The organism is Roseburia sp. OF03-24 (assembly GCF_003463035.1).
Lineage (GTDB): Bacteria > Bacillota > Clostridia > Lachnospirales > Lachnospiraceae > Roseburia > Roseburia rectibacter.
Map to the genome: position 1 here is coordinate 16,628 of NZ_QSCK01000015.1, position 20,444 is coordinate 37,071.

The following is a 20,444-nucleotide window of genomic DNA, read 5'->3' on the forward strand; positions in this document are numbered from 1 at the left end:
TCCCTTCAACTGTTATCCTTCAGTGAATAATTATTATAAACCGAAGAAAAGTTTGGATTATAATATGGATCTCCATTTTTTAAGATACCGATCCAGTGATTTCTCATATATTCGATCTCGCGCTGGAAACGCACTGTTTTTTCTGCCGAATCCTCCGCGCCACGGGATTTCGACTCGTAATGATATGCCTGGACATGCGGATCATAGACAACTAATTTTCCAAGTCTGCGCACTTTTAAGCAGAAATCCACATCATTAAACGCAACCGCAAGCTGCTCCTCAAAGCCGCCTGCCTGCTCGTAAATCTCTCTCTTCACCATCAGACATGCTGCCGTAACTGCACTGTAATCCAGCTGGATCGATGCCTTATGCATATAACCGCTGCGCTCTCCGGCGAGTCCGACAAACATATTGTCTCCGATTCCACGTGCATTTCCGCCGATCCCGACCACGATTCCGGCATGCTGGATCGTATGATCCGGGTAAAACAGTTTTGCACCGACAACTCCTGTTTCTTTTCGCAGGCAGTTTTCTAACATCCGTTTCATCCAGTCATTTCCGATCATTTCAATATCATTGTTCATCAGGAGATAATAACTGCCCTCTGCAAATTTTACGCCAAAGTTATTTAATCTGGAATAATTAAAGCCTTCCGTGTAAACCGCAACACAGATGCGCTGTCCACCGGCAAGTTTTCCTTCCATGCAGCGTATTCCATCAACCATATTTTCTTCCGGTGCAATATTTTTATAGTAATCGAATGTCTCCTCACAACTGTTATTCTCCACCACGATAACTTCATAATTACCATAAGAAGACTTTTCAATCGCAGCAATACATTTCTGTAAGGTTTCCACCTCATCCTTACTTGGTATGATAACCGACACAAGTGGTTTCTCTGTCAGAGCATATTCTACCTCATAAAATCCCATATCCTTCGTCGGTGTCACAACCGCATCCACACCAAGCCGCTTTAAATGCTCTCCGATCGCACGCTTTCCCGCATCAACCGCATATTGTTTTGAGAAAGGATTCTCAGCAGTCGACTCTTTATGACATCTCCAGTGATACAGTATCCTTGGGATATGACCGATTGCTCTCGCCTGTTCTGCACAGCGGAGAATAAAATCATAATCCTGCGCCCCGTCAAAATCAGGGCGGATGCCACCCACTCTTTCAAGAAGGGATCGTTTTACCGCAAGGAAATGCGTAATGTAGTTATTTGACCGGAGCAGATCAATATTAAAATCCGGCTTTAAATGCGGCTGAAAATGTGTTTTACCATCCATATCAACCTTATCTTCATCCGTGTAGATCATTTCATAGTCACTGCCGGCTTCCTGATAGATTGTTGCTGCCAGTCCGTCTTCATTATGAAATCCCTGTCTTATCATCTTTACCAGCTCAAACAGAGCATCCGGTGCAAGCAGGTCATCATGATCCATAAATGCGATCCAGTCTCCATCTGCTAATGCGATCGCTGCATTTGTATTTCCTGCGATCCCCAGATTTTTGTTAAGACACTGATACCTGATCCGTACATCTGCCGATGCATATTCGGCTGCAACACGCTGTACAACTGATGATCTAAGATCTGTTTCTTCCTCCGCAGATTCACTGCCATCCGCAAGACACAACTGCCAGTTTCCATAAGTCTGCGCCTGCACCGACTCGATCATCCCTCGAAGAAAAGTTTCCGGTGTCCGGTAAAGCGGCACCACAATACTGATCTTTGGCGCATCTTTCCATTTTTCTGCCTGCTTTTTTTGTTTTTCAAGCTGATCCGCTGCTGCCTTATGTTTTTCATACCATGGCTCATACGGAACATTTTCCGCCTCCATTTTTTCCTGAAGACGTATCACAAATTCTTTCCATCCATAATGCTTCAGATAGCGTAATCCTTTCACAACTTTCTGAATGGTTATTTTCTGAAAAATTGATTTCATGTTTATTTTTTCGCTTTCTGATGGATATAAAGCCATCCGTTTGCGTAATCCTTTCGTTCCTCCTCCGACATTGAGGTAAATGCATCAAAATCCACCTTTGCCAGCGTCATCTGCTCGTTTCCACATTTAAAGCACTCCACGTCTTTGCGTCTTGATACAACACGCATCCATCCGCATTCCGGGCAAATAAATACTTTCATCATAGGAACTTCTGCCTCTCTCCTTTTTTACTTCCTATCTGCGCAGGGAAAAATCTGAATTATCCAGTGTCAGATTCGGATTATAATACGGATCCCCCTGCTCAATGATCTCTCTCCATGAACGAAGCAGTATATCCACCTCGTCATTAAACCGTTCCACTTTCTCCGGTGAATCCTCATATCCTCTGGATTTCGATTCATAATGGAACCACTCTGCATACGGATCGTAGACCACAAGTTTTCCTGCTTTCCTGACTTTCAGACAAAAATCCACATCATTAAATGCAACTGCAAGTTCTTCTGTCAGTCCACCGACTTCATCAAACACACTGCGTTTTATCATCATACAGGCAGCCGTTACAGCCGAATAATCCTGTGCACATAAAATTCTGCCAAAATAACCGGTATCATACCGCGGTTTGCCGATAAATGCGTGTCCGGCTGTTCCTCCAAATCCCAAAACGACTCCGGCATGCTGTATGGTCTCATCCTCATATAACAACTTTGCGCCGACAATCCCGACATCCTCTCGCATGCAATAGCCTAACATTTCATTGACCGCGCCACCATCGATCATCTCCGTATCATTATTGAGGAGCAACAGATACGATCCCTTTGCAGCATCTGCGCCGAAATTATTGATCTTTGAATAATTAAAATCTCCCTCATAGAAAACGACATGTATATTTTCATGCATCACTTCAAGTTCTTTGTAATAATCAAAAGTTTCCTGTTCCGTACTGTTATTTTCCACAATAATAAACTCAATGTTCGGATACGTGTTTTTTCCGAGGATAGAATTCATACATTTTTCAAGGTCTTTCTTATGATCTTTATTCGGAATAATGACCGATACCAGAGGTTTTTCCTTCCAGTTATATTTTGTCCGGTACATCCCGTAAAATGCTGCATTCTCCACAGTTGCAGGAATTTCCATCCTGTCATAATGTGCCTCTATCGCGCGTCTTCCTGCCTCAAAAGCGTACAGCTTGCTCTCCGGATTTGCAGCCGTAGACTGCATATGACATCTCCAGTGATACAAAATCTTTGGAATATGTCTGATATTTTTCGCATTCTCACAACATTTTAATATAAAGTCAAGATCCTGCGCCCCGTCATATTCACTGCAAAATCCACCTGTCATATCCACAAGTTCCTTCTTTGCTGCAAACAGATGGCAGATATAATTGACACTGCACAGAAGATCCAGATCAAAATCCGGTTTAAAATGAGGTTCAAACCGCTTTTTTCCATCCATGCTGATCTTATCTTCATCCGAATATAAAACATCAATACTCTGATCCTGATTCAGGGCATCTGCCAGCTCATAAAGTGCATTTGCAGGAACAATATCATCATGATCTGCCAGAACAATATAATCACCTGCTGCCATTGCAAGTGCTGCGTTCGTATTGCCGGAAATACCGAGGTTCTTTTGAAGCGTCGTAAAAGTGATCCTTGCATCCGCCTTTGCATATTTCTCTAAAACCGGTGTCAGCTCCGTCACAAAGGAATCCTTCTGTCTGTCCTCATCATCCCCGGAGAGACTGCCGTCTGCTAAGCATAACTGCCAGTTGCCATAAGTCTGTGCCTGCACCGATTCGATCATTTCCTGTAAATATTCCGGTTTTGTCCGGTATAACGGTACAACGATGGAAAATAGCGGCTGATAAGAAAATACATGTTTTCTCTGTTCGTCAAGTTCTTCTTTACCTGCATCGTATTTTTTGCACCACGCATCATAGGATGTCTCCGATCTGCCCACCAATTTCGTCTCGATCTTATGAATCGTTGCAGCCAGTCCGTTACGTTCTAAATAGCGGAATGCATCCTGTGATTTTTCCAGAACATACTGCCATCTGCCGCCATCATCCCACTTTCTTAACCGGGTGCGGGAATAATGTTCTGCATTTCGCATTTCAAGGAAAAAATTTTTATCATCCACCTGTCTTTTCACCGACGCCTGGATCATAAACCCTGGTTTTGCCTGCGTGTCACATTCCGGGAATACCGAAAGAAGATCTTTTCTGAAATAATGATCCGTTTTTACCTGAAGTTTCTGTCTGCGCTGATCCAGCAGATAAAGATTCACTTCCCCTGCTCCCATACACCAGCCGGTCACAGTTACAGTATCCTCATCACGGTGACAGTTTTCAATATAATATTCCAGCCTGCTCTCCCGCACGCGCAGTTTTTTTGTTGAAACGGCATACGCTCTTTTTTTCTTTTCCCCATCATCCGTAAAAATCTCAAATTTCTTTCTTTCACGCCAGTCTTTTGGCAGTGTCACGATTCCTACGACTTCCTCATTGATCTCATTGATCGTTCCAAGGTATTTCTGGCGAACCTCAGCACCTTTGTTTACTGTAAGGGTAACCGGCAGTTTTTCACCATCCAGATAAGCCATAACCTCTCTGCCGGCGGCTTTTCCGTCATAAAACCAGCCGACTAACACAAGCATATCCGGCTCATTCAGATGAAATCTGAGTTTCTCCACAAAAAATTTATGTGTATCCATATGCAGTCCTTCCAATCAGTCTCTGAAATAAATGTCTCTCGTATACACTTTTTCTTTTACATCTGATAACATTGCATCCATACGGTTTGCCACGATCACATCACTCATGCTGCAAAATTCATTAAAATCACGGATCACTTTGGAATTTTCAAACGTATCTGTTTTTAATGACGGATCAAAAATGACAATATTTACACCCTTTGCACGAATACGCTCCATTACACCTAAAATAGAGCTCTGTCTGTAATTATCCGAATTTGCTTTCATTGCAAGGCGGTAAATACCAACTGTATCCGGATTTTTCTCAAGGATCTGCTCTGCGATAAAATCTTTTCTCGTACGATTGGCATCTACGATCGCACCGACGATGTTATTCGGTACATTGTCATAGTTTGCTAAAAGCTGCTTGGTATCTTTCGGCAGACAATAACCACCATATCCAAAAGAAGGATTGTTATACTGCATTCCGATTCTCGGATCGAGTCCGATTCCCTCAATGATCTGTTTCGCATCAAGTCCTTTCATTGCCGCAAACGTATCAAGTTCATTGAAAAAAGAAACGCGGAGCGCAAGATATGTGTTTGCAAAAAGTTTTACTGCCTCTGCTTCTGTGAGATTTGTCATAAGTGTCGGGATATCCTCTTTGATCGCCCCTTCCTGCAGCAGATGTGCAAATGTCTCCGCTGCCTTTTTCATCTCGCTGCTTCCTTCTTTTGAACCGACGATAATCCTTGACGGATACAGATTATCTTTTAATGCCTGTCCTTCCCGCAGAAACTCCGGTGAAAAAAGGATACGGTCTGTGTGGTATTTCTCACATACAGACTGTGTATAGCCGACCGGGATCGTGGATTTGATAACGATCACAGCATGCGGATTCACTTTTAAAACCAGCTCTAATACTTCTTCTACGGATGATGTATCAAAATAATTTTTCTTTTCATCATAATTCGTCGGTGTTGAGATAATAACATAATCTGCATTTTCATATGCATGCACACCATCGCACGTCGCAGTCAGATCAAGTTTTGCATTTGCAAGATAATCCTCAATCTCACGATCCACAAGCGGTGATCTGCGCTGATTGATCATCTCCACCTTTTCTTTTATAATATCTACTGCAGTCACCTCATGATGCTGCGCCAATAAAATCGCATTTGATAAACCAACATATCCTGTTCCCGCGATTGCAATTTTCATCGTATTTCTCCTGCCTTTCCATTTAAAAGTCAAAAATACTCCATATTGTTTTATAGTACCATTTTCTGTAATATCATGCAAGTTTGAGATTTTAACCAATCTGTACAATTTACAACAGCACATTTTTTTGCTAATGTAGAAAGAAAAAACAATCTTGGAATGGAGCATTTATGAAAAAAAGAATATACTTAAGTACACTGCTTTTAATCTTATTTACCCTGCTGATCGGTCTTGCTGCATGGTTTTCCTACCAGAAAGGCCGTATGGACTCCACCGGACACATACCTGATCCCGATACCGAATATCTTATCACACAATATGCAGATGCAACCGGCGTTCAGGGTACCTTTTATACGATCACAAATGATAACACCTTAATCATCATCGATGGAGGCTGGGCAGGCAATGCCGACGCTGTCCGGAAAGTGATCGCAGAACATAACAACACCGTGGACGCATGGATCATTTCCCATCCACACCAGGATCATGCCGGTGCATTTAATGTCATTTATTCCAATCCGGGGGATATTACCATAAAAGCTATTTACGACAATGGTTTTGATTATGATTTTATCGAAGCTGCCGGTGAACCCTATGATGATATCACAGTCATGGAGACGTTCCATGCCCTGACAAAAGATGCCGGCAATGTCACTCATTTAAAACGCGGCGATAATATCGCACTTGCCGGTGATCTGACTCTCTCTGTTTTTAATGCATGGGATGACTCCGTAATTTCCAATATAGGAGATGAAAAAGACTACCAGAACAATGCTTCTTTGCTTTTTAAGATCAGCGGTACGACAAACAGCATGTTATTCTGTTCTGATATCAAATACGATATGAATGACTATCTTCTAAGTACTTACCGGGATGACATTTCCTGTGATTATATCCAGACCGGTCATCATGGAAACTGGTCATTCTCGGATGAATTTTATGAGGCAGCAGGTGCAGCCTGCGCTTTTATCGATGCACCGTCCTCCATCACGGAAAATCCTGATTTTCCTGCCAGTTCCCTAAAGGCTTTTCTGCAGAAAAAAGGAACGGTATTTGATTTTTCTACCGCTCCTAATTCTGTTACTTTGAGATAGCCTGATAAGATCTCCCGGATTTCGTCCGATCATATTTTTTCGATGTAAATTGTTATCAAACGTCGATTTCAGTTGTAGTGATATTGTTGTAAAAGATAAGAGGTGTTTCACCTCTTTCTTTTTATATTATGAATCTTCTACTGGAAATAATAACTTCCACTTGATGTTACATTCTTTGTTCCACGGTTCTGCACAAACACACGGTATTTTCCGGTTTCAGAAATAGAAAACGTATGACCCAATCCACCTTTTCCTTCCACATAACGCACATTATTGTGGGGATCCATGATACCAATCCAGCAGGTCTGTGTACTCGGTATTATGGAAGCAGAAAGCACTATCTTCTGTCCACTCGTTACCTTAAATTTACCAGAGCAGTAACGCGTTCCTGGTTCTACCGTCCAGTTAAAAGTCGCCATTTCACCGGAACTGAGTATAGGTGCTACCGGACTGAGATCCGGTTTTGCATATTTGATACGGGAATAGTCGTTATTCTCAGATGCCGGAACAAATACCTCTTTTAATTCCGGTGTCTCAGATAACTCACCCTGTGTTCCTTCTGCCTCCTGATACAATTCGTCATGCACACCCGCTACTCCGTAACTTGCTGCATAAGTCGTAGTTATTGATGTTACCACAAACAAAAATGATAATGCAAATGCTGATATTTTTGCCCCTCTTCTGGCTTTCACATATTTTTTCATATACTCTATTCTCCTTTCCAAACTCTGTTGGCTCTCATATAGGGTAGAAAAAATATAATCCGGCTTTGAATCCTCCGGCATACGTTCCATCAGATCTACGATCACTTCAAAATAACGTTTGGGCGTTGTCACATCACGCAATGCACAGACTGCCGATACATCACAGGCACACTCACTCCACTCATTGATCCATGACAGAATATGTTTTGCCCCGGAGGTCATATGCTGCATCGCACCGATATAAATGCTGCAAATTTTAAAGAAAGGGTCATTATGCTTACAATGTACCAATTCATGACAAAAGATCACCGTCAGTTCTTCTTTACTGTAGTGATCCTTCGGTAATAAGATATTGTATTGGAATACTCCTGTCACCATTGGACTCTGAATGGAATTACTATAGTAAAGTCCTATCTTCCGATGGATATGGAGCATATTTTTTACTTTCGAAAACTCTGCTAAAACCTGCTCATCTGCCACAGGTATCCTATATCTGCAGAGTCTTTTCCAGCGGATAAATTCAATCACGCCATCTGCGACATTTTTGATCAGGAATATCAGCCAGATGATCCCGGCTATTCCAAACACGAGATCCATGTCTCCTGCCATCTCAAAATTAGGTTTCCATATGCTATCTGCCCGCAGATATCCCCGCCATGTCAGTCTGACGATCAGATATCCAAACGGAACTATATACATCATGCATACAAACCGTAATGTCACATATATCAATCTGGGGTCCAGTTTCAGTAATAATGGCTGAAATAACTTCCAGAACCCCAGACTGACCGTACCTGTAAAACAGGCGATCAGGATAATCAAAAATATCTGACTAATTAAGTTCATCTAATTTTTTCTTGAGTACCTGAATCTCTTCCTTAGTAAGTGCATCTTCGCAAAGGTGGCATGCAAATGCAGCCATATCTCCCTTATCAAAGTATCTTGCGTTCTCCTGTACGGTTGCTTTCCAGAAATCTTCTTTGCTTACTGCAGGCTGATAGAATGAATATCTTCCCTTGCGGTAAACTGTTAAAAATGATTTCTTAACCAGTCTTGCCAGAAAAGTAGAAACCGTCTGTGGCTTCCAGCTTTTTCCGTTCTCCTGATTTACTCTGTTCATGATATCCTGTAATGCCAGATCCTCAGTGGAATCCCAGATAACTTTCATGACAAGTCTTTCGCATGCTGAAATATCGTTCGTATCCATGAACCAATCTCCTTTCTTCTCGCGCAGTGATTACTACGTCCGTAAACAACATATCATCTTTTTATGCCGTTTTCAATATTTTTTTTATTTTTTTATGTTTTTCCTGATACCAGAGATTCTGTTTATAAATCCCCTGTTTTTCAAAGAAAGACGTATATACATTTTTAATTATAAAACATTTTTAGCCAAAATGCTACATTTATCTTTTTTATTCAGATAATCTTCATACTTTTAGTTACTGTTCACTCGTACCTCGTTCCAGTAACGGATTTTGCCGATGCTTCGCATTCCAAATCGGCAAAATCTGCTGCCCCCACTGTATCATACGGCATTTTCAGTTCAGAAAATGCCTGCCTGTGAACAGTAACTACTTTTAGCCTAGAACCTGCTCATCATCACAGGTAACACCGAGACTTACTTCGATCAGACGCAGATCCGAACCGAGAGCCTTGATGGAATGTTTCTTTCCGGATGCAATGCTTACCGTAGAACCTGCAAGCAGATCTACCTCTGTTCCCTCGAGAATAAGTTTTCCCATACCGGAAATAACGGTGATCGTCTCTGTATGTCTCGCATGTGTATGATATGGCATCGTCTTTCCTGCCAGGATCTTAATACGTTTTGTTACACTGTGTATTCCATCCTCGTCGTTGTTATCGATCGTCTTGATCGTACCCCAGCGGCGTTCCTCAAATCTGGATTCATCCGGGATATTTTCAAGGCAGTCTTTGATATAGGAGCTCTGATGTTTATCTGCCACTAAAATACCATCATGTGAGGCAACGATCACCATATTTTTCGCACCCATGACTACCATCGGAACACCGAGCACATTGATGGCATGGCTGTTTTCACAGGTCTTGTCCCAGGTCACATCTCCAATACTCTGCTCGTTCATCTCCTCAGTCAGGGTATTCCATGTTCCAAGATCTTTCCAGATCCCATCGTATTGAACCGCAACAATGTTTTTCCAGTGTTCTAACACTTCATAGTCAAAACTCTGTTTCGGCAGTTTTTCGTAATCGGTAACCATCTCATCATAGTTTGTCGTAACACCGTATTTTTCCAGCCACTGTGCAGCCATATTTAATTTGAAACAGAACACACCACAATTCCAGAGTGCACCCATGTCCACAAGTTCCTGTGCAGTTGCTTCATCCGGTTTTTCGCGGAATCCTTTTACCGCAAACGGCTCAGACTCATTTTTTTCAGGAACGATATATCCATATTTGGTAGATGGATATGTCGGTACTCCGCCAAGCAGTCCGATCACACCATCCTGTTTTTCGATATACTCACCTAAAGATTTGATCTTATAAAAAAACTCTACCGTGGTGTACGGATCTACCGGAAGAAATGCGACCACATCATCCGGTTTTGCCCCCTTGTTTGATAGCAGATATGCACAGGACAACATGACAGCCGGGAATGTGTTCCGGCGCATCGGCTCAACAGCAACTTCTGCCTGTCCGTCCAACTGGCTTTCAATGAGTTCCACCTGGGAATCACTGGCACACACGATCGTATTCTCAGAAAGTGATGCCGCCTTAAGCTGCCCGAACACCCGCTGTAACATGGAACATTTTTCCGTACTAGCCGAATGTTCTGCTTCATCCGGGTTCATTAACTTAATATACTGCTTGGAACACAGATCGTTTGATAACGGCCAGAGACGTTTTCCGGAACCGCCTGATAATAAAACAATATACATGTTATTCTCCATTCTTGCGCTGTCTTTCAATAAAAACAACGTTTTTATTTGCATCTCAAGTTTGTGCGTAAGCGCAAATCTTGCATGTGAAAAATCTTATTTTTCACATTGCTCTCTTAGCGTTCTGCACGCATTGGATTGTGCAGGAAATCGTCATAAGTCAGACGGATTCCTTCCTCTAACTCTGTTTTATACTTCCATCCGAGTCCTTCTAATTTGCTTACATCAAGAAGTTTTCTCGGTGTTCCATCCGGTTTTGTAGTATCCCATTTGATCTCACCCTCAAATCCGACTACTTTCGCTACCAGTTCTGTCAGTTCTTTGATGGTCAGCTCTTTGCCGGTACCAAGGTTTACAGTCTCATTTCCACTGTAATGGTTCATCAGATATACACAGGCATCTGCAAGATCATCTACATAAAGAAACTCACGAAGCGGTGTACCGGTTCCCCAGCAGGTTACTTCTTTTAATCCTGCCTCTTTTGCCTCATGGAAACGGCGGATCAATGCCGGCAGCACATGGCTGTGCTGTGGATGATAGTTATCGTTTGGTCCGTAAAGGTTTGTCGGCATTACGGAAATATAATCGGTTCCGTACTGACGGTTTAAAAATTCACAGTATTTCAGGCCACTGATCTTAGCAAGTGCATATGCCTCATTTGTTTTCTCCAGTTCACTTGTCAGAAGGCAGCTCTCTTTCATCGGCTGTGGTGCCATACGCGGATAAATGCAGGAAGAACCTAAAAACATCAGTTTTTTGCATCCATTTTTCCATGCCTCATGGATCACATTCATCTCAAGAACCATATTGTCATACATAAAATCAGCAAGTGCTTCGCTGTTTGCCATTATACCGCCTACTTTTGCGGCTGCAAGGAATACATAATCCGGTTTTTCCTCTGCAAAGAATGCCTCAACAGCATCCTGACGGCAGAGATCTAACTCTTTATGTGTTCTTGTGATAATATTTGTATATCCTTCTTTTTCAAGCTGACGGACAATTGCGGAACCTACCATTCCTCTGTGTCCGGCAACATATATTTTTGCATCTTTTTCCATGATCTTTTCTCCATTCCTGCCTGTTTCTCAAGGCATAACAAGTTTGAGCGCAAGCACAGACTTGTGTGTGAAAAATTTTATTTTTCACACTTTTCTCCAAATATATTATTTCTCGTTTTTTACAAGCTCCATGTCATGAGCTACCATGATCTTTACAAGTTCCTCAAAAGTAGTCTTTGTCGGATTCCAGCCAAGCTCTGTTTTTGCTTTTGTCGGATCTCCCCAGAGATTTACAACATCGGTCGGACGATAGAACTCCGGTGATACTTTGATAACTGTTTTTCCGGTTGCTTTGTCGATTCCGACTTCATCCATTCCTTCACCCTTAAACTCTAATTCAATACCTGCTTCACGGAATGCATGCTCACAGAATTCACGTACAGAGTGTTGCTCGCCGGTTGCAATAACAAAATCTTCCGGTTTCTCATTCTGTAAGATCAGCCACATACACTCAACATAATCTTTTGCATAACCCCAGTCACGCAGGGATGATAAGTTTCCAAGGTAAAGAACATCCTGTTTGCCCTGAGCGATTCTTGCTGCTGCAAGGGAAATCTTTCTTGTTACGAAAGTCTCACCGCGGCGCTCTGACTCATGGTTAAATAAGATACCGTTGCAGCAGAACATATTGTATGCCTCACGGTACTCTTTTACGATCCAGAAACCGTACTGTTTTGCAACTGCATATGGGCTGTATGGGTGGAATGGTGTTGTCTCGCGCTGTGGAACCTCTTCTACTTTTCCGTATAACTCAGATGTGGAAGCCTGATAGATACGGCAGGTCTTCTCTAATCCACAGATTCGTACTGCCTCAAGTACGCGGAGTACTCCGGTTGCGACAACATCTGCTGTATATTCCGGCACATCAAAGCTGACACCAACATGGCTCTGTGCAGCAAGGTTATAAATCTCATCCGGTTTAATGCTTCCGATCAGACGTACCAGACTTAAAGAATCGGAAAGATCTCCATAATGAACGGTAAAGTTCGGATTGCCCTCTAAATGGTCAATACGCTCTCTCTTTTCTACGGAAGAACGGCGTACCATACCATGTACTTCATATCCTTTTTCCAAAAGAAGCTCTGCAAGGTAGCTTCCATCCTGTCCTGTTACACCTGTGATCAATGCTTTTTTACTCATTTCATCTCTCCTTTTATGAATTCTATAATTATTTTGCTAATATCAATTTTTTAAGCCGTTGTATAGATTAATCTAATTTTTTGCATTTTACAATTGAATATATTGGTCTAAAATAGTATTATATTGCTATGAAAAAATTATTTTTTGAAAAATACAAAACCTCCGAAGTTACAAATACGCGAAGCGTCATCAATACTCCCTCTGCATTTACCCGCCAGAACTTCTTTTATATACAGGAAGCCGGCTATTTAAAAAGTCTGAAATCACACTTAAGCCGACGCAGTGAGCTTAATTCCTACCTGTTTTTTGTCGTGCTCTCCGGCAGTGGCGAAGTCACCTATCGGGAACCATTATCCGAGGGTGGTATGATCTCTAGGACTGCCCACACAGGGGACTGTTTTTTTCTCGACTGTTCTGGAGAATACACCCACATAAGTACGGATGAAGACCCCTGGGAACTGCTCTGGATTCATTTCAACGGTCCCCAGGTCAAAGCATATTATACCTATTTCAGGGAGCACCATAACTGGCATTTCCGCTCTGCTCATTTCACAGAACTGATCACCTCGATAGAGAATATCATCCGTTACAACGAAGAACCAACCGATGACACCGATCTTTTGACTGCCCAGCAGATCATTAATATTTTAACGCTCATCTGTACCGAGTCCAATGAAAAAAATGAGCTGCTCTCAGATAAACTCAAAACAATTCTGCACTATCTGGACGATCATTATACGGAAAATATCTCCTTAGACCAGCTCGCAGAACAGTTTTTTATCAGTAAATATTATCTTTCACGGGAATTTAAAAAAGAATTTGGAACGACGATCATCCAGTATGTCCTGGCAAAAAAGATCAATAATGCCAAGGAACTGCTCCGGTACAGCAATTCTTCCATTGAAGAGATTGCGCACCTTTGCGGCATTGATGATGCGAGTTATTTTAATAAGGTGTTCCGGAAGATGGAGGGGTGTACGGCATCCGAATACCGGAAGAGGTGGTGATGGCTCGGACGCGTGGAAACGCCTGGGTAGGATTACAAAAGCCAGGTGGGCGGGAGGGTTTTATAAGAAGGCACGCTTGCGCTGCGTGTCGCTCGCAGCGGTACTAAGCGACCAGAATACGGTCGCTAAGGACCGGCGGCTCCCCAGCACCTTCTTTTAAAACTCTCCCACCCACCTGGCTATATTGTCATGTTTCAACAGGCGTTTCAACGCGACCTATCTCTACCTGATCTTTCGGCGCAGGCGGTTTAATGCGAACAAACTCTATACATTCTTCTGCTGCAGGCTTTTTTTTATGCGGTTCAATAATTCCGAAGCTGCAAGACATCCTAAGACTGCAACTGTGATGCGCAGTGCGTGATACAGTACGAATGGTACTGCTGCGCCGCCCGGTGCAGGGATTGTGATGAATTTTGATGCGATACGCTCAACAACTTCTAAGGCAAATATGTGGAAGGCGAGCAGGAAGATCGTATTTTTTCCGACGTAGGCGATGAATCTGCCTGGGGCAGTGTTTTCAATCAGTTTTCCAAACCAGATGCAGAGCAGTGAGCCCGTAAGTCCTACAATGATAAAGAATGGTACACTGAGCGCTCCGTAGATGCCGTATTCGCGGATGGACATGTTAATACCAGGATCAAGGCAGCTTGTCAGGATGTAGATAGCAAGCACTGCCACGATCAGTGGAATGTTCCATTTCTTTTCGAAAAACTGCGCTCTGCCGAGCAGGGTTCCTGCGATCATGAAGATGGTTCCAACACAGGCAAGATCAATGCTCCACGGAAGAAGTATCGGAATATCAGCAAGTGCCATGGTGATCGCAGTTAAAACGATCAGCGTACCGATCAGGAACTTCTTATCCGCAAGGCAACGGTCGATCACCAGATGATACACAAGACTTGCTGCAAAAAAAGCTGTCAGATACCACATCGCACCATTTGCCACCGTAAACAGGTAAACGTTATCTGTTACAACGGTTGTATCATATAGGCAGTATCTGGAATAAAGTATCCCAAATACAGACTCTTTTGTCTCTGCAAATGTCCTTCCCATTAACGCATAGATTACTAAAAGTACTGCACTGTAACCAAAATATGGTATCAAAAGGCGCTTTGCCTTGTGAGAAATATTTTCTTTATAACTTCTGCCTTCTTTATAAATATATCCCGACACCACAAAAAACAGCGGAATATAATAATTGATCAGAAAGCGGCTCAGTCCGCAGCTATGTGAAATGATGACAAGTAAAAGTCCAAATCCCCTTGCCACATCCAGATATTGATATCGTTTCATTGTTTACTCCTGTATCCAATCCTGTTTGATCAGTGCACGCTCCCACAGATACGGCTGAATCCTGTTCCAGATATCTGCCGCCTGATGAAACGTAGCATTTTTACCTGCAAGAAAATCGGAAAGGTCACTGCGCACTTTTGCGGGATCATCGATCAGGCTGCAGTTTGCAAAGTCTGCCGATGCCACAGTATCTTCAAAAAACTCCCGGTATGGTCCACGCATCCAGTCAAGGATCGGCGCATTAAATCCCAGCTTGGTACGGCGGTAAGCAATCTCTTTTGGCATAAAAGACGCACCTGCATCACGGACGATCGATTTTGAAAAACCGCCATGAAGTTTTGAACGCCAGCCAATGGAAAATGCAAATTCCACGATCCGGTAATCCAGAAACGGCATACGGATCTCAACTCCGGCTGCCATACTGTCCCTGTCATAGTTACGTAAAAGTGTCGGCAGGATCGTCTCATGTGTGGAAACAAATAATGTTTTATTGAGATTATCCAGTTGGTTCCAGTTGGGATGATCCGAATATGCACTCTTTACAGTCTCCCTGCCGAGCAGTTTTTTGGCATGATATTTCAGCATATACTCGCGATAGAGTTTATTTCTCTGCTTTTTAAATGCAGCAGACTGCTGACTCACTCCATCTTCCGCATCCTGATTTAGATATGCAGTCGTGATCATGTCGATCTCTTCTTTTGTCTTTGCATCCGGGTACGCTTTTAATACGTCAAACCCATATCCCGCAAACAGTTCGTCCGCTGCATGCCCATCAAGGGAAACTGTGGTTCCAAGTTCTCTCTCTTTCTTGTAAAGTTCCATCATCGGCACCTGCGGATTACCCCAGAGTTCCTCGAAACAGTATAGCTGTCGCAAAAACTCACGCTCAGACACTGCGGAATCGATATTCATAAAGGTGTGGCTGATTCCAAGAAAATCCGTAACCTGTTTTGCATATTTTGTCTCATCCTGTGCTGTTCCCGGAAAACATGCCACGTAGGCGTGCTGCCAGTCATTGTTGGTGCGCTCATCTGTCATATTCTTTGAAATATAAGACATCGCACAGATGACAGCAGAGGAGTCAAGACCACCGGAAAGTCCGGTACCAAGTGTCACGTCACTTCTCATACGGATCTTGCAGGCATCTAAAAACAGCTCACGAAACTGCTCTACCTGCTCCTCATAGGAATCCGGTACACAGATCAGATGGTCTAAGGTATTCCAGTAACGCTTCAGGATGATTTTCCCATCTTTTACCCATGCATTGTGCCCCGCCGGGAAACGTTTGATTCCACGGATCAGACACTCCGGCTGTGATTCATAATGGTTGTCCGCAAAATAACGGTCAAACATCGGCTTATTTGCCTCCACTTTCGGAAGTAACGGCAGAATAACTTTCATCTCCGATGCAAATGCAAAACCGCCATCCGGCAGTTCAGCATAAAATAACGGTTTTACCCCGAAACGGTCTCTGGAAATGAAAAGCTGTTTTGTCTGTTTATCCCAGATAGCAAATGTCCACATGCCATTGAAACGGTCCACGCATGCTTCACCCCACTCGCAGAATGAAGCCATGATCACCTCGGAATCACTGGCACTGCGGAATGTATATCCTTTTTTCTGCAATTCGTCCCTGATCTCGATAAAGTTATAGATCTCACCGTTAAATGTCATCCAGTAACGTTCATTGGCATAGGACATCGGCTGACTCCCGGCATTTGAAAGATCTAGGATCGACAGTCTGCGGTGTCCTAATGTCACACCGTCCTCCTGCCACAATCCATAGCCATCTGGTCCACGATGGATCATCGTATTTAAACATTTCATTGCCAGTTCCCGGTCTATCTTTTTATTGACTACACCGTAAATTCCACACATACTACTCTCCATTCCCGTGTGCGAAAAATTCCATTTTTCACACTGATCTCCATTCTTGTATAGTTACAAAAATTGTAACAATTCCATACTTTTATATCTCAAATTTATATTTCACAATTATTTCCGATGAATCAGCCACAGATAACGTGTATTGGTTACCAGATAGCGTTTAAACAGTCTCTTCGGATCCTGCATGAGACGATACAGCCATTCTAAACTTAATTTCTGCATCCAGCCCGGTGCACGCTTAATATTTCCTGCATGATAATCAAATCCGGCTCCAACACCGATCATCACGCCATTGACACGGTCTTTGTGTGCATACATCCACTTTTCCTGTTTCGGAGCACCTAATCCCACCCAGATAATATCTGCTCCGGACGCATTGATCTTATCCACCATTTCTTGATCCTCCTCCTCGGATAATTCACGAAATGGCGGCGATACCATTCCCGCAATCTGCAGATGCGGATATTTTTCCGTCAGTTTTTCTTTTAACAGTGCAAGCGTCTCTTCACTGCTTCCGTAAAAATAATGTTTCAGTCCGTTATCGCGTGCAAATAATGCAAGCATCAGATCCGGTCCTGTCACACGCTCTGCATTCGGGAATCCGTGTTTCCTGCTGTAACCGGAAAGTGGTCCGCCATCCGGCAGGACAAATGCCGCACCTGCCTGTACAGTATGATACTGCGGATCATCGTGCGCCATCACTGTCGTATGCACGTTTCCCACACAGATATACTGCCCTCTCAACTGCTCTATATTCTGCTCGATCAGATTTATGGTCTTTTTCATATCCGTCACAAGGATATCAAGACCTAAAATATTGCATGTCGTAAGTTCCATATTTTCTCCGTCCCTGCACTGTCTTTTCTAAATGACAGCATCTTTGTCAAAAACATTCCCGCATTTACTTGTGCACCGTCTCAAGCGGTATATTACCAATATACGATGGCAGTAAACTGAATGTACTATTATAACTTCCTAAAATCTTTCTGCACTTTGACAACGCAAGCATTTCAATAAATGCCTCCTCAATTCCCTCTTTCGAATCACGGTCGATCACATCCGACTGTGGGAAAATCAGTTTTGCGTCCGGCAGTAATTCTTTTAACTCCCTGCGCACTTCTTTATCATCGGTTGCTACAAAAAAGCTGGTGTCTGCTGCTGTTTCCAGTTCTTTTTTCATTCGTTCGGCAAAGAGTGCCAGCGGACTGTTTGCGATCGCCTCCGTATGATCGGTTCTTCTGACATGTACCCCCACACATTGCCCGGTCAGTTCCCGGAACAGATATGCACCCTTTTCTTCAATATTTTTACTTGGTTTTACAAAGGAATAACTCTCTGCTGTAACTTCGCAGATCGGTCCAAATGCCTTTAAATAAATAACCGGAGTCTGTTCGATCAGGCGGAATAATCCCTCATATCCTTCCCGCTCTTTGATTTTTTCCACCTCATCACACTCCAGAAAACGGTCTGCCGAATTTCTCCATTTCTTTTTGGCACGGTCTCCAAGTATCTGTGCTACCGGCTCTTTTTTGAGACCATTCTCACTGATCTCAACGACTTCAAACGGCAGATCAAATAATTCCTGAAAACGGATATTGCATCCGACTTCACGTTTCCACATCACGACCAGTTTACGGTCTAATTTCTTTGCCACTGCATAGGCAGATCCTAAACCAAGCAGCCTGTTTCCAAGCCCTGCACACGGTTCTATAATTATCATCGGTTCACTACTCATACGCTTTCCTTTTCTTTCCTTGTCACACTTCCGCCCTCTACCTGATATACCATATCACAGTTTTTAATGGTAGACAGACGGTGTGCAATGATAAGCATTGTCATTTTTCCCTGCAGGCTGTCGATTGCTTCCATGACAGCAGCCTCTGTTTCCGTATCCAATGCGGAAGTTGCCTCGTCAAGGACAAGCACTTCCGGTCTGCGGTAAAGTGCCCGCGCAATACCGATACGCTGACGCTGTCCACCTGATAAGCGGACACCTGCTTCTCCGATCATTGTATCAAGTCCTTCATCCAGTGACTTCACAAATTCATCCAGCTGCGCCTGTTTTAAGGCTTCCCAGATATCTGCATCATCAATGCCTTCTGTCCTTCCAAATGCAATATTGTTGCGGATCGTATCGTCTAACATATAGATTGTCTGCGGAATATAACCGATCTTGTCATGCCATCCACGATAAGATTCTTTGATATCCATGCCATCTACCGTGATCTTTCCTGCCTGTGGTTTTAAAACTCCAAGGATCAGATCGACCATCGTGGTCTTTCCTGCACCGGATGGTCCAATAAATGCAACGGACTTGTTCTTTGGGATTGTCACATTTACATGGGATAATACAGCATCCTCCGTGTCCGGGTAATGGAAGGTCATGTCTTCGACTTTGATTTCTTTGTCCAAGGTTACTTTTTTGTAGTTTTCTTCTTTTTCTGTCTGGATCTCCATGTCACGGATCGCTGCGTACTCCTCGCCGATCTTGTGGATCACGACACCATTATGGATGATCGATCCTAAATATTCTGACATTTTATTTGCCGAAGGAAGCAGGGCAAATGCTGCCGCTGCAAACACCGCAAGTGTTCCGACAAACTGCTCCGGGCTTGTGGAAGTTGCATTGATACGGACAACGATCGCTGCCATCAGTCCTGTGATGCAGAGTGCTTCCATGATCGGCTTTGGAATGGAACTTAAGAAAGAGTTCTGTTTGATCACATACGTATAAAGACCGTTCTGCTTTACAAATTCCCCTTCAAAATATGCCTCACGGTTTGCAATCTTGATCTCTTTGATGCCACCAAACGCCTGCTGCATGCACTGTAAGATATTGGCATTGTATTTTCTTCTATCATCACCGAAACGCGCTAAGGTACGGCGCAGTTTTTTCATAAAGATAAACACCATAATAACCATTGCAAATGCAACACCTAAAGTAAGCAGGGCATCTTTTACCAGTAGATATCCGACTAAGATCAGGCTGACACAGAGCTCTGACATAAGCTGAAGCATATTTAATACCGCCGCATAAAACATTTCCGGATCTGTATTGATATCACGCATCAGCTCTGCACTGTTATGATTCAGAAAAAATGTATAATCCCTGCTGATATAATATTTCATCATACGATCCTGCATCTCGCGCTTTCCATAATAGGAAAAACAATACAGCATATTATTGATGAAAATAATAAATGCATTTTTGGCAATATACACAATAATGATCAGCACACATAAAAATGTGATCAGCTGATTTGTATTCTGCATATGAAATCCATCATAAACAGAACGTATGATATCATTTTTTAATAACTGTTCCGGATTCATTACCGCTGTGATAAACGGGGATAACACAGAAACACCAAGCAGGCTGACGCCGGAATTGATCAGTATCAGAAACATCATTCCGACAAGTTTCCGCTTCTGTTTTCCGTCAAAAACTTTTAATACACTTTTTACCAAATCTTTCATTC

The 20,444-nt window shown here is 42.9% G+C and carries 16 protein-coding genes; 2 read left to right on the plus strand and 14 right to left on the minus strand.

Going from position 1 to position 20,444, the window contains the following annotated elements:
* Positions 1-5: 5 nt before the first annotated feature.
* The 4 genes from DXA60_RS09240 to DXA60_RS09255 are packed head-to-tail and all read right to left on the minus strand — an operon-like array spanning position 6 to position 5,864.
* Entirely contained in the window at positions 6-1,946 is a 1,941-nt protein-coding gene (locus tag DXA60_RS09240) for a glycosyltransferase family 2 protein (RefSeq protein ID WP_117921041.1), read from the minus strand.
* A 2-nt stretch (positions 1,947-1,948) separates the two neighbouring features.
* Entirely contained in the window at positions 1,949-2,149 is a 201-nt protein-coding gene (locus DXA60_RS09245) for a hypothetical protein (protein WP_006855882.1), read from the minus strand.
* Positions 2,150-2,180: 31 nt separating this feature from the next.
* Positions 2,181-4,664: a glycosyltransferase family 2 protein gene (locus DXA60_RS09250; RefSeq protein ID WP_117920976.1), complete on the minus strand. Its 2,484-nt coding sequence runs from the start codon at positions 4,662-4,664 to the stop codon at positions 2,181-2,183.
* Between the two features lie 15 nt (positions 4,665-4,679).
* On the minus strand, positions 4,680-5,864 hold the full coding sequence (locus DXA60_RS09255; RefSeq protein WP_117920977.1) for a nucleotide sugar dehydrogenase: 1,185 nt from the start codon (positions 5,862-5,864) through the stop codon (positions 4,680-4,682).
* 170 nt (positions 5,865-6,034) lie between these two features.
* On the opposite strand from DXA60_RS09255, the gene DXA60_RS09260 reads away from it, so the two are divergent.
* Positions 6,035-6,958, plus strand: coding sequence for a ComEC/Rec2 family competence protein (locus tag DXA60_RS09260; protein ID WP_117920978.1), 924 nt, complete (start codon positions 6,035-6,037; stop codon positions 6,956-6,958).
* A gap of 137 nt (positions 6,959-7,095) precedes the next feature.
* Here the strand turns inward: DXA60_RS09260 and DXA60_RS09265 are convergent, their stop codons facing one another.
* The 5 genes from DXA60_RS09265 to gmd all read right to left on the minus strand — a co-directional run bounded on the left by DXA60_RS09265 (position 7,096) and on the right by gmd (position 12,778).
* On the minus strand, positions 7,096-8,508 hold the full coding sequence (locus tag DXA60_RS09265) for a M56 family metallopeptidase (RefSeq protein ID WP_117920979.1): 1,413 nt from the start codon (positions 8,506-8,508) through the stop codon (positions 7,096-7,098).
* Entirely contained in the window at positions 8,495-8,869 is a 375-nt protein-coding gene (locus DXA60_RS09270; RefSeq protein WP_117920980.1) for a BlaI/MecI/CopY family transcriptional regulator, read from the minus strand. Before DXA60_RS09270 ends, DXA60_RS09265 begins: the two co-directional genes overlap by 14 nt.
* 373 nt (positions 8,870-9,242) lie before the next feature.
* Complete coding sequence (locus DXA60_RS09275) at positions 9,243-10,580, minus strand: sugar phosphate nucleotidyltransferase (RefSeq protein WP_117920981.1); 1,338 nt, start codon at positions 10,578-10,580, stop codon at positions 9,243-9,245.
* A 116-nt stretch (positions 10,581-10,696) separates the two neighbouring features.
* Complete coding sequence (gene fcl / locus DXA60_RS09280; protein ID WP_117920982.1) at positions 10,697-11,638, minus strand: GDP-L-fucose synthase; 942 nt, start codon at positions 11,636-11,638, stop codon at positions 10,697-10,699.
* 105 nt (positions 11,639-11,743) lie between these two features.
* Positions 11,744-12,778 carry a GDP-mannose 4,6-dehydratase gene (gene gmd, locus DXA60_RS09285; RefSeq protein ID WP_117920983.1) on the minus strand — a complete coding sequence of 345 codons (1,035 nt, stop codon included), beginning with the start codon at positions 12,776-12,778 and terminating at the stop codon, positions 11,744-11,746.
* Positions 12,779-12,906: 128 nt separating this feature from the next.
* Between gmd and DXA60_RS09290 the strand changes: the two genes are divergently transcribed.
* Complete coding sequence (locus tag DXA60_RS09290) at positions 12,907-13,785, plus strand: helix-turn-helix transcriptional regulator (protein WP_117920984.1); 879 nt, start codon at positions 12,907-12,909, stop codon at positions 13,783-13,785.
* A gap of 264 nt (positions 13,786-14,049) precedes the next feature.
* On the opposite strand, the gene DXA60_RS09295 is transcribed toward DXA60_RS09290, so the two are convergent.
* From DXA60_RS09295 to DXA60_RS09315, 5 genes are all read right to left on the minus strand, one after another.
* A complete protein-coding gene (locus DXA60_RS09295; RefSeq protein ID WP_117920985.1) occupies positions 14,050-15,078 on the minus strand; it encodes an acyltransferase family protein in 1,029 nt (342 codons plus the stop codon).
* A 3-nt stretch (positions 15,079-15,081) separates the two neighbouring features.
* A complete protein-coding gene (gene asnB / locus DXA60_RS09300; RefSeq protein WP_117920986.1) occupies positions 15,082-16,956 on the minus strand; it encodes an asparagine synthase (glutamine-hydrolyzing) in 1,875 nt (624 codons plus the stop codon).
* A 117-nt stretch (positions 16,957-17,073) separates the two neighbouring features.
* A complete protein-coding gene (locus DXA60_RS09305; RefSeq protein WP_117920987.1) occupies positions 17,074-17,802 on the minus strand; it encodes a WecB/TagA/CpsF family glycosyltransferase in 729 nt (242 codons plus the stop codon).
* A gap of 64 nt (positions 17,803-17,866) precedes the next feature.
* Complete coding sequence (locus tag DXA60_RS09310; RefSeq protein WP_117920988.1) at positions 17,867-18,700, minus strand: Nodulation protein Z (NodZ); 834 nt, start codon at positions 18,698-18,700, stop codon at positions 17,867-17,869.
* Entirely contained in the window at positions 18,697-20,442 is a 1,746-nt protein-coding gene (locus DXA60_RS09315; protein WP_117920989.1) for an ABC transporter ATP-binding protein, read from the minus strand. The genes DXA60_RS09310 and DXA60_RS09315 overlap by 4 nt, the downstream gene beginning before the upstream one ends.
* Between the last annotated feature and the right edge of the window lie 2 nt (positions 20,443-20,444).

Coding starts and splice junctions, on each gene's coding strand:
- DXA60_RS09240 (WP_117921041.1), bottom strand. CDS start 1,946: ATGAAATCAATTTTTCAGAAAATAACCATTCAGAAAGTTGTGAAAGGA.
- DXA60_RS09245 (WP_006855882.1), bottom strand. CDS start 2,149: ATGATGAAAGTATTTATTTGCCCGGAATGCGGATGGATGCGTGTTGTA.
- DXA60_RS09250 (WP_117920976.1), bottom strand. CDS start 4,664: ATGGATACACATAAATTTTTTGTGGAGAAACTCAGATTTCATCTGAAT.
- DXA60_RS09255 (WP_117920977.1), bottom strand. CDS start 5,864: ATGAAAATTGCAATCGCGGGAACAGGATATGTTGGTTTATCAAATGCG.
- DXA60_RS09260 (WP_117920978.1), top strand. CDS start 6,035: ATGAAAAAAAGAATATACTTAAGTACACTGCTTTTAATCTTATTTACC.
- DXA60_RS09265 (WP_117920979.1), bottom strand. CDS start 8,508: ATGAACTTAATTAGTCAGATATTTTTGATTATCCTGATCGCCTGTTTT.
- DXA60_RS09270 (WP_117920980.1), bottom strand. CDS start 8,869: ATGGATACGAACGATATTTCAGCATGCGAAAGACTTGTCATGAAAGTT.
- DXA60_RS09275 (WP_117920981.1), bottom strand. CDS start 10,580: ATGTATATTGTTTTATTATCAGGCGGTTCCGGAAAACGTCTCTGGCCG.
- fcl (WP_117920982.1), bottom strand. CDS start 11,638: ATGGAAAAAGATGCAAAAATATATGTTGCCGGACACAGAGGAATGGTA.
- gmd (WP_117920983.1), bottom strand. CDS start 12,778: ATGAGTAAAAAAGCATTGATCACAGGTGTAACAGGACAGGATGGAAGC.
- DXA60_RS09290 (WP_117920984.1), top strand. CDS start 12,907: ATGAAAAAATTATTTTTTGAAAAATACAAAACCTCCGAAGTTACAAAT.
- DXA60_RS09295 (WP_117920985.1), bottom strand. CDS start 15,078: ATGAAACGATATCAATATCTGGATGTGGCAAGGGGATTTGGACTTTTA.
- asnB (WP_117920986.1), bottom strand. CDS start 16,956: ATGTGTGGAATTTACGGTGTAGTCAATAAAAAGATAGACCGGGAACTG.
- DXA60_RS09305 (WP_117920987.1), bottom strand. CDS start 17,802: ATGGAACTTACGACATGCAATATTTTAGGTCTTGATATCCTTGTGACG.
- DXA60_RS09310 (WP_117920988.1), bottom strand. CDS start 18,700: ATGAGTAGTGAACCGATGATAATTATAGAACCGTGTGCAGGGCTTGGA.
- DXA60_RS09315 (WP_117920989.1), bottom strand. CDS start 20,442: ATGAAAGATTTGGTAAAAAGTGTATTAAAAGTTTTTGACGGAAAACAG.